Origin of the sequence: Paracoccus sp. MC1854 (assembly GCF_014164635.1) — a bacterium.
Lineage (GTDB): Bacteria > Pseudomonadota > Alphaproteobacteria > Rhodobacterales > Rhodobacteraceae > Paracoccus.
Map to the genome: position 1 here is coordinate 77,941 of NZ_JACJFU010000013.1, position 8,409 is coordinate 86,349.

At 68.0% G+C, this 8,409-nt stretch carries 8 protein-coding genes; 2 read left to right on the plus strand and 6 right to left on the minus strand.

The genetic code is table 11. The features are described 5' to 3' along the window. Positions 1 to 82 precede the first annotated feature (82 nt). Genes H5395_RS11665 through H5395_RS11680 form a run of 4 tightly spaced genes read right to left on the minus strand, consistent with a single transcriptional unit; the run spans position 83 to position 3,822 of the window. Entirely contained in the window at positions 83 to 808 is a 726-nt protein-coding gene (locus H5395_RS11665) for an ABC transporter permease (RefSeq protein WP_182792750.1), read from the minus strand. Beyond that, the gene (locus tag H5395_RS11670; protein ID WP_182792751.1) at positions 805 to 1,734 is read right to left on the minus strand and encodes an ABC transporter ATP-binding protein; all 930 of its coding nucleotides are present in this window, start codon (positions 1,732 to 1,734) and stop codon (positions 805 to 807) included. Before H5395_RS11670 ends, H5395_RS11665 begins: the two co-directional genes overlap by 4 nt. Continuing rightward, positions 1,731 to 2,906: an ABC transporter permease gene (locus H5395_RS11675; protein WP_182792752.1), complete on the minus strand. Its 1,176-nt coding sequence runs from the start codon at positions 2,904 to 2,906 to the stop codon at positions 1,731 to 1,733. Before H5395_RS11675 ends, H5395_RS11670 begins: the two co-directional genes overlap by 4 nt. Before the next feature lie 10 nt (positions 2,907 to 2,916). Further along, the gene (locus H5395_RS11680) at positions 2,917 to 3,822 is read right to left on the minus strand and encodes an ABC transporter substrate-binding protein (RefSeq protein ID WP_182792753.1); all 906 of its coding nucleotides are present in this window, start codon (positions 3,820 to 3,822) and stop codon (positions 2,917 to 2,919) included. Between the two features lie 279 nt (positions 3,823 to 4,101). Between H5395_RS11680 and H5395_RS11685 the strand changes: the two genes are divergently transcribed. Together H5395_RS11685 and H5395_RS11690 are read left to right on the plus strand one after the other, a co-directional pair. Further along, a complete protein-coding gene (locus H5395_RS11685; RefSeq protein ID WP_182792754.1) occupies positions 4,102 to 4,890 on the plus strand; it encodes a Crp/Fnr family transcriptional regulator in 789 nt (262 codons plus the stop codon). Between the two features lie 160 nt (positions 4,891 to 5,050). Next, a complete protein-coding gene (locus tag H5395_RS11690) occupies positions 5,051 to 7,345 on the plus strand; it encodes an FdhF/YdeP family oxidoreductase (RefSeq protein WP_182792755.1) in 2,295 nt (764 codons plus the stop codon). A 39-nt stretch (positions 7,346 to 7,384) separates the two neighbouring features. Here the strand turns inward: H5395_RS11690 and H5395_RS11695 are convergent, their stop codons facing one another. Then, entirely contained in the window at positions 7,385 to 7,699 is a 315-nt protein-coding gene (locus H5395_RS11695) for a hypothetical protein (protein ID WP_182792756.1), read from the minus strand. A 194-nt stretch (positions 7,700 to 7,893) separates the two neighbouring features. Next, on the minus strand, positions 7,894 to 8,409 hold a 516-nt coding region (locus H5395_RS11700; RefSeq protein WP_182792757.1), incomplete at its 5' end, for a branched-chain amino acid ABC transporter permease.

An 8,409-nucleotide genomic window follows, 5' to 3' on the forward strand; every position in this document is an offset into this window, starting at 1 on the left:
AACCCACCCTACGCACTGGCGCGGTAATCCGGCGCGGATGTGGTTTTGGGCGGGTGGGGTTATACCCCACCACCTGGCGACCTTACCCTCTCACGCAGGCCCGTGCTTCCAGCGCCTTGAAGCCTGCATGGATCAGCAGGGCGAGCGTGCCGACGACCAGGCCCCCCTGCAGGACAAAGGCGGTGTTGGACGACAGCAGCCCCGCGATGATGACCTCGCCCAGCGTCCGCGCTGCGACGGTCGAGCCGATGGTGGCGGTCGAAAGCGAGATTACCGCCGACAGCCGCACGCCCGCGAGGATCACCGGCAGCGCCAGCGGCAGTTCCACCTGCCACAGGCGCTGGGCGCGGGTCATGCCCATGCCGCGCGCGGCCTCGATCACCTGCGGCGGCAGGGCGGTCAAGCCCGCCAGCGTGTTCTCGAAGATCGGCAGGAGGCCGTAGAGGAACAGCGCCAGCAGCGTCGGCCCCGCCCCGAAGCCCATCGCCGGAACGGCCAGCGCCAGCACCGCGACGGGTGGAAAGGTCTGCCCGACCGAGGTGACGGTGCGGGCGAGCGGCAGGAAATCCCGCCAGCCCTCGCGCGTGACCAGCACACCCAGTCCGACCGCCACGAGTGTCGAGGCGACCACCGCCGCCGCGACCATCGACAGGTGGGACAGCGTGAGCGAGAGAAGGCTCGTCTGCGTGTAGATCGGCGGCGCGTCATTCCGGGTCAGCGGGCGCAGCAGAGGGGCAAAACTTTCCGGCGCCAGCAGGAAGGCCAGCAGCAGCGCTGCGGCTGCAGCCAGGGCGATCCGCCCGATCATCGCGGCGCCTCGCCCGCGGCCGCCCGGCGCAGGGCATCGAGCGTCACCACGCCGCCGCCCTCCACCGGCAGCGCCTCGCGCCCCGACCAGAGGCACAGCGCTAGCGCGTCCCGCAGCGAGGCATCGGGGGAAACGGGCGGTCCGGCAGCCTCGCCCGGCCCGGCGATGTCGGCCACGCAGGACAGCGACAGCAGCCGGAAGGGCCGCGCCTCGGTCCCGATCAGTTCCCGCACGAAGGGCGTGGCGGGGACGGTCAGGATCTCGCGCGGGGTGGCGTATTGCAGCAGCCGGCCCCCGTCCATCACGGCGATGCGGTCGCCCAGGGTGATCGCTTCCTCCATGTCGTGGGTGACGACGATCAGGGTGGTGCCAAGCTCGCGCTGGATGCGGCGCAGGTCGTCCTGCGCCCTGGCCCGGATCACGGGGTCGAGCGCCCCGAAAGGCTCGTCCATCAGCAGCAGTTCGGGCCGGGCGGCGAGCGCGCGGGCCACACCGACCCGCTGCTGCTGGCCGCCGGAAAGCTGCTGCGGCATCCGGTCGCGGAACTCGGCAGGGGGAAGCTGGAACAGGTCCAGAAGCTCGTCCACCCTTGCGGCGATGCGCCTGCGGTCCCAGCCGAGCAGCCGGGGCACGGTGGCGATGTTCTCTGCAACCGTCCGGTGGGGGAACAGCCCGTGGCCCTGGATCGCATAGCCGATGCGGCGGCGCAGTTGATGCGGGGGCAGGGTGGCGGTGTCGGTCCCGTCGATCAGGACGCAGCCCGTCGTGGGTTCCACCAGCCGGTTGATCATCCGCAGAAGCGTCGTCTTGCCCGACCCAGAGGTGCCGACCAGCGCCGCGATCTCTCCCCGCTCGACGGTCAGGCTGACGTCATCGACGGCGGCGACCGGGCCGTAAAGCTTCGTCAGACGCTCGATCCCGATCATGCGCGGGCCTTTCGCGGGTCAAGCCCCGCGAGGATCAGGTCCAGCGCGATCCCCGACACCAGCGCCAGCGCGATGGTCGGGATGGCGCCCAGCAATACGAGGTCCATGGCGGTCTGGTTCAACCCCTGAAAGACAAAGCTGCCGAAGCCGCCGCCACCGATCAGCCCCGCGATCACCGCAAGGCCGATGTTCTGGACCAGCACGATGCGGACTGCGGCCAGCACCACTGGCAGGGTCAGCGGGATCAGCACCTGCGCCAGTGCCTGTGCGCGGGTCATGCCCAAGCCCACCGCCGCTTCTCGCACCGCCACGGGAACCCCCGCCAGCCCGACGACCATGTTCGAGACGACCGGCAGCAGCGAATACAGAAACAGCGCCACCAGCGCCGGAAAGGCACCGATGCCGGAGATGCCCGCCTGCGCCGCGCCCGGCACAGTGGCGGCGACCCAGCCGAACAACGGGATCATGATCCCGAACAGTGCCAGCGACGGGATCGTCTGGACCACGTTCAGCACCCCCAGCACCGCGTCCCGCCCGCGCGGCGCCTCGTGGATCAGGATGCCCAGCGGCAGCCCCACCGCAAGCGCCGCGCCCAGCGAGCCGAAGGCGAGCGTCAGGTGCCGCCCGGCCTCGCGCCAGAACTGCTCGCGCCGGGCATCGTATTCCCGCATCACCGACAAATCGTCCAGTAGGCCCGAGCCGAGCAACAGCCCCCCCGCCGCGATCGTTCCGGCCAGCAGCAGCCATCGCAGCGGCAGCGACGGCCGCAGCCGCGCCAGCGCATCGGCGATCGCCAGCGCAAAGGCCAAGAGCAGCAGCCAGAAGCCCGCGCCCAGCGAGACGCGGGCAAGCCGGTCGCCTTCGGGTACCAGCGCCTTTGCGGCCAGCCCGGCGGCGGCGATCACCGCCAGCGCCCCCGCCAGCGTCGGCAGCAGCGACAGGCGCGGCGGCGTCCGGGCAATCGTGCCGGCAAGAACCGCCGCCAGCAGGGCCGCGACGATCCAGCCCTGCGGTCCCAGCGCCCCGGGCAGGCCAAGCCCCTCGCCCGCGACGATCCGGTTGGCACGGAACTGGACAAAGGGCAGCGCCAGCCCGGCCAGCCCCAGGCCCGCGAACAGAAGCCCCGGCCGGCTGAGCGCCAGCGGTGGCGCGGCAAGGGCCGCGGACCTCATCGGGGATGCGTCACTCGATCACGCCCGTGCGCTTCAGATAGTCCTCGGCCACGGCAGCGGCGGGTTCGCCGCCGACCTGGATGCGGGCGTTGAGTTTCTGCAGCGTGACAAGGTCGAAGCCCCCGAAGATCGGGTTCAGCACCTCGGCGATCTGCGGATATTCGGCCAGCACCTCGGCCCGGACCACCGGCGCGGGCTGGTAGAAGGGCTGGACGGCCTTGTCGTCCTCCATCACCAGCAGGCCCGCAGGCTCGATCCCGCCGTCGGTGCCATAGACCATGGCCGCGTTCACGCCCGAGGTCTGCTGCGCCGCCGCCGCGATGGTCGCGGCCGTGTCGCCGCCGGACAACTGGACAAGCTGCGCGGGCTGAAGCTGGAATCCATAGGTCGCCTGAAAGGCCGGTAGAGCGGCGGGCGAGGTCACGAACTCGGTCGAGGCGGCGAGCTTCACCTCGCCCCCGCCCGCGACCCAGGCGCCGAAGTCGGACATGGTGGAAAGGCCATTCGCCTCGGCCAGGTCCTTCCGCACGGCAATGGCCCAGGTGTTGTTGGCGGGCGCGGGGTCCAGCCACACAAGGTCCTGCGCCCGGTCCAGTTCCGCCGCGCGGGCGTAGGATTGGGCGGCATCCTTCCAGACGGGGCTGTCGGCCTCGTTGTGGAAGAAGGCGGCATTGCCGGTGTATTCGGGATAGATGTCGATCTGCCCCGAGGTGATCGCATCCCGCACGATCGGCGTGCCGCCCAGTTGCAGGCGGTTCTGCACCGGCAGCCCGGCATCCTGCAGCGCCAGCAGGATGACGTTGCCGAGCAAGCCTCCCTCGGTGTCGATCTTGGACGACACCACGATGTCGCGGGCGCCCGCCTGCGAGGCAAGCCCCGCCAGCAGGACAAGGGCGATGGTCGTTATCCTGTGCATTCTTCATCCCCGGTGGCTGTTGCCTTCATTGGACAGTATGCGGGACTCTGGAACGGGGGAAAGCGTTCCCCGTCACGGATGGACATTTATTGCGTGTCGCGGGTCACGCCGCATCCGAGGAAACAAAGGCAAAGTTTGATGCCTTGCTTTTCACTATCTTGTCCTTTGACCCGGTTGCAGGATAGCATCATGCCTGTTCAACGAGTTCCATTCTTTTCCTGCTGAGATTTTCCAAGCGGCTGGACCAGACCGCTTCCGTTTCCCGTGATTGAACGACAGATGTCAGGCATCGACCTTCACCGCGCCTACCCCGGCCTGATCACCGTGGCCGAGGGTGAATTGCTCGCCTCGCTTTCAAGCGGGGAAACCTTTCTGCGCGCCCGGCAGAAGGCCGGCCAGTCGGGCGTCGGGATCACCCGCCTTTCCTATCTGCGCGAGGGCTTCGTCAGCCGGTTCCGCATCGACATCCAGGGCCGCCGGCAGGTCCTGGGCCTGCAGATCCCCGGCGACTTCATCGACCTTGCGGCCCTGGTGCTGAACCATGTCGACCATGAGATCGAGACGCTGAGCCCCGCCACCATCGCGACCATGCCCCATGCCCGTGTCGCGGCGCTGCGCGGGGCCGCGCCCGATACCTATGACAAGCTGTGGCATATCGCGATGCTGGATGCCTCGGTCCAGCGCTACTGGACCTTCAGGACCGGGCGGCTGGGGGGGCGGGCGCGCATCGCCAACCTGTTCGCGGAAATGCTTGTGCGGCAATATGCCCGCGGGCTGTCCGGCCTTGACGGCTGCCGTCTGCCGATCAGCCAGGCGGATCTCGCGCAGGCCTGCGGCATGACCCCCGTCCATGCCAACCGGATGCTCGGCGAATTGCGGGAAGAGCGGGTCTGCCTGTTCCTCGACGGCCGCGTCGAGGTCCTGAACCTGCACGCCCTTTTCCGCCATGGCGAGTTCCACTGGGACTATCTTTACCTGCCCGAAGCGATCGACGAGGAACTCGCCGTCACCGCCAGCAACGGTCTGCCGGCCCGGCGCAGCCGATCGATCTGGCGGGCACAGCTCTGACCCGTCCCGCACGGGCAGGAACGCGATCACTCATAAATCATGGAACCCTGAAAGACGCGCCGCTCTTCCTCCATGGAAGCCACATCGCCCCTGCGCGGCAGGAATGACACAGCGGCCGCAGGTGCCCGCCGCCACGCCGCCCCAGCTTGAAGGTGCAGCCATGGACAAAGACCAGATCGACCCGGCTACCCAGCAGGACCCGGATACCCCCCATTACGACGGCCCGGCCGGCGGCTGGGGATCGATGGAGGGCATGGCAAAGGTCATCGTCGGCCAGCCGCCATCGCCCGCCGTCCTGAACACGCTGCGGCGCCAGAACAAGCCGGACGGTCACATGTGCACCTCCTGCGCCTGGGCGAAGCCGGCCAAGCCCCATCCGGCCGAGTTCTGCGAGAATGGCGCCAAGGCCACGATCTGGGATCTGGATGTCCGCCGCTGTGACCCCGGGGTCTTTGCGAAGCACACCATCGACGAGTTGTGGAAACTGTCGGACCATGACCTCGAATCCCTCGGCCGCCTGACCCATCCGATGCGCTTCGATCCCGCCAGCCGCAACTATGTGAAAACCACTTGGGACGAGGCATTCCAAGGCATCGGCGCGGCGCTGAAGACGCTCGACCCCAAGTCCACGGTCTTCTACACCTCGGGCAAGGCGAGCCTTGAGACATCCTTCATGTGGCAGCTCTTCGCGCGGATGTACGGCCACAACAACCTGCCCGATTCCTCGAACATGTGCCACGAGACGACCAGCGTCGGGCTGAAGAAGTTCATCGGCTCGCCCGTCGGCACCTGCGTGCTTGAGGATTTCGACCATTGCGACCTGATGTTCTTCTTCGGTCAGAACACCGGCTCGAACAGCCCGCGATTTCTGCACACGATCCAGAAGGCGGTGCAGCGCGGCTGCAAGGTCATCACCTTCAACCCCGTGCGCGAGGCAGGTCTGCTGCGCTTCCGCAATCCCCAGCAGGTCACGCAGATGCTGGGCGGCTCGACCGGGATCTCGGACCTTTACCTGCAGGTGCGGCCGGGCGGCGACATGGCGGCGATGCTGGGCCTGATCAAGCGGGTGTTCGAGCTTGAGGCCGAGGAGGGCGGCATTATCGACCACGCATTCATCGCCGAGCATACGACCGGCTATGAGGCGGTGAAGGCCCATGCCGAGGCGACCGGCTGGGACGAGATCGAGGAACTGTCGGGCCTCACCCGCGCCCATCTGCGCGACGTGGGCACGATCTATGCGCGGTCCAAGCGCGTGGTCACCATGTATGGCATGGGCCTGACCCAGCATGTGCGCGGTGGCGAGACGCTGGGGATGATGGTCAACCTGATGCTGCTGCGCGGCAACCTCGGCCGGCTGGGGGCGGGGATTTCCCCGGTCCGCGGGCATTCCAACGTGCAGGGCCAGCGCACGGTCGGCATCGCGGAAAAGCCGGAGCTGGTGCCCCTGGACGAGATGGCGAAGATGTTCGGCTTCTCGCCCCCGCGCGAGGAAGGGACGACCACCGTTGACGCGGTCGAGGGGATCATCGACGGCTCGGTGCGCGCGCTTCTGCAGCTTGGCGGAAACTTTGCCACCTCGATCCCCGATACCCGGCGGGCAAGGCAGCATTGGGCGGACCTCGACCTGGTCGTGAACGTCGCGACCAAGCTGAACCGCTCGCACCTGCTGCCGGGCGCGCAGACCTGGCTTCTGCCCTGCCTTGTGCGATCCGAGGAGGATGCGCAGGCAAGCGGGCATCAGGTGGTCTCGATCGAGGATTCGCTGTCGCACATCTATGCCTCGCACGGGAAGAATACGCCCGCATCGGACCAGCTTCTCTCGGAACCTGCCATCGTCGCGGGGATCGCCAAGGAAACGCTGACGCCGAATCCCAAGGTGCCGTGGGACGACTGGGTGGGGGATTACTCCCTTGTCCGGGCCGGAATCGAGGCGCTCTGGCCTGAGGAGTTCAGCGGCTACGAGCACCGGATGCGCGAGCCGGGCGGCTTCTACAAGGGCAACGCAGCCCGCGAGCGGAAATGGGAAACGGAAAGCGGCAAGGCCGAGTTCTCGGTGCCGGATTCGAACTCGGGGCTGAACCGGGACTTGGGGCAGGACGAATATACGCTGGTCACGCTGCGGTCGAACGACCAGTTCAACACCACGATCTACGGCTATTCCGACCGGCTGCGGGGGCTTTCGGGCGACCGCATGATCGTGCTGATGAGCCCGGACGAGATTGCCCGCGCCGGTCTGTCCGAGGGCCAGAAGGTCCGGCTGGTCTGCGCCGAGAACGACGGCCACGACCGCGATGTGGCTGATCTGACGCTGACCGCCTATGACCTGCCCGATCGCTGCGTTGCCGCCTATTACCCCGAGGTCAATCCCGTTATCCCGGTGGGCCTGCACGACCGCATGTCGAAGACCCCGGCCTACAAGGGCGTGCCGGTCCGGGTCGAACCGGTGCTGGCCTGAAACCCTGGGGCGCGCGGTGCAAAGCCGCGCGCCCCTCGGCTAGAGCAGCGCCACCAGCAGCAGCAGGATCGCCGCGCCCGCCGCCAGCATCACGACGGTGCCGCGGCCTGTCCTCGATTTCGCCGCCCCGAAATCCACGTCGCGCGGCCCGGCCTGTGCGCCCTGCGCGCGTTCCGTTCGCCGGGCCATGTCAAGCTGGGTTTGGGTGATGGGGGTCCCTGCGGCCTCGTCATCCGTGCCCAAGGGCGAGGCTGCCGGGTCCGGGTAGCTGACCTTGTCGCCGGTCAGCCCTTGGTCGATGTCCTTCTTGAGCAAGCCGGGGTTCGCCCCCCGCTGTTCACCATTGTCGTTCACGAGCGTCCTCCGATCCTGCTGTTGACCATGTGATTCCCCCGGCGCGCGCTGGGCGGATCGCCGAACGGGACCCGCGCCTGCGGGGTCCTGTTCCTGTCAACGATCTCGCCGCCGCAAACGGTCCCTGCGGGATTCCGAAAATGACACGGCCGCCGCGAGGGTGTCGCGGCGGCCGTGTTTTCCTTGGGGCAGGCTCAGCCCGGCGGCCGCAGCCCCAGCGCCCGGCCCAGGCGGGAATAGGCCAGTTCGCCCACCAGCCCGCGCCGGAACAGCATCACGCAGATCATGAAGACAAGCCCGGTGATGATCGTGACCGGGAAGGCTGAGGTCGCCAGCCGGTTCTGCAGCGCGATCACGATGCCCGCGCCCACGACCGGGCCCAGCAGCGTCCCGATGCCGCCGATCAGCGTCATCAGCACCACCTGCCCCGACATGTGCCAGTCCACGTCGGTCAGGGTGGCGAACTGCATCACCAGCGCCTTCAGCCCGCCGGCCAGCCCTGACAGGGCCGCCGACATCACGAAGGCGCCCAGCTTGTACTGCGCCGTCGCATAGCCCAGCGAAATGGCACGGTTCTCGTTTTCCCGGATAGCCTTGAGGATCATCCCGAAGGGCGAGTTCACGAAGCGCCAGATCACCAGCAGCCCCAGCACGAAGATGGCCAGCACGAAGTAATACATGGTCATCGTGTCGCTCAGGTCGATGAACCC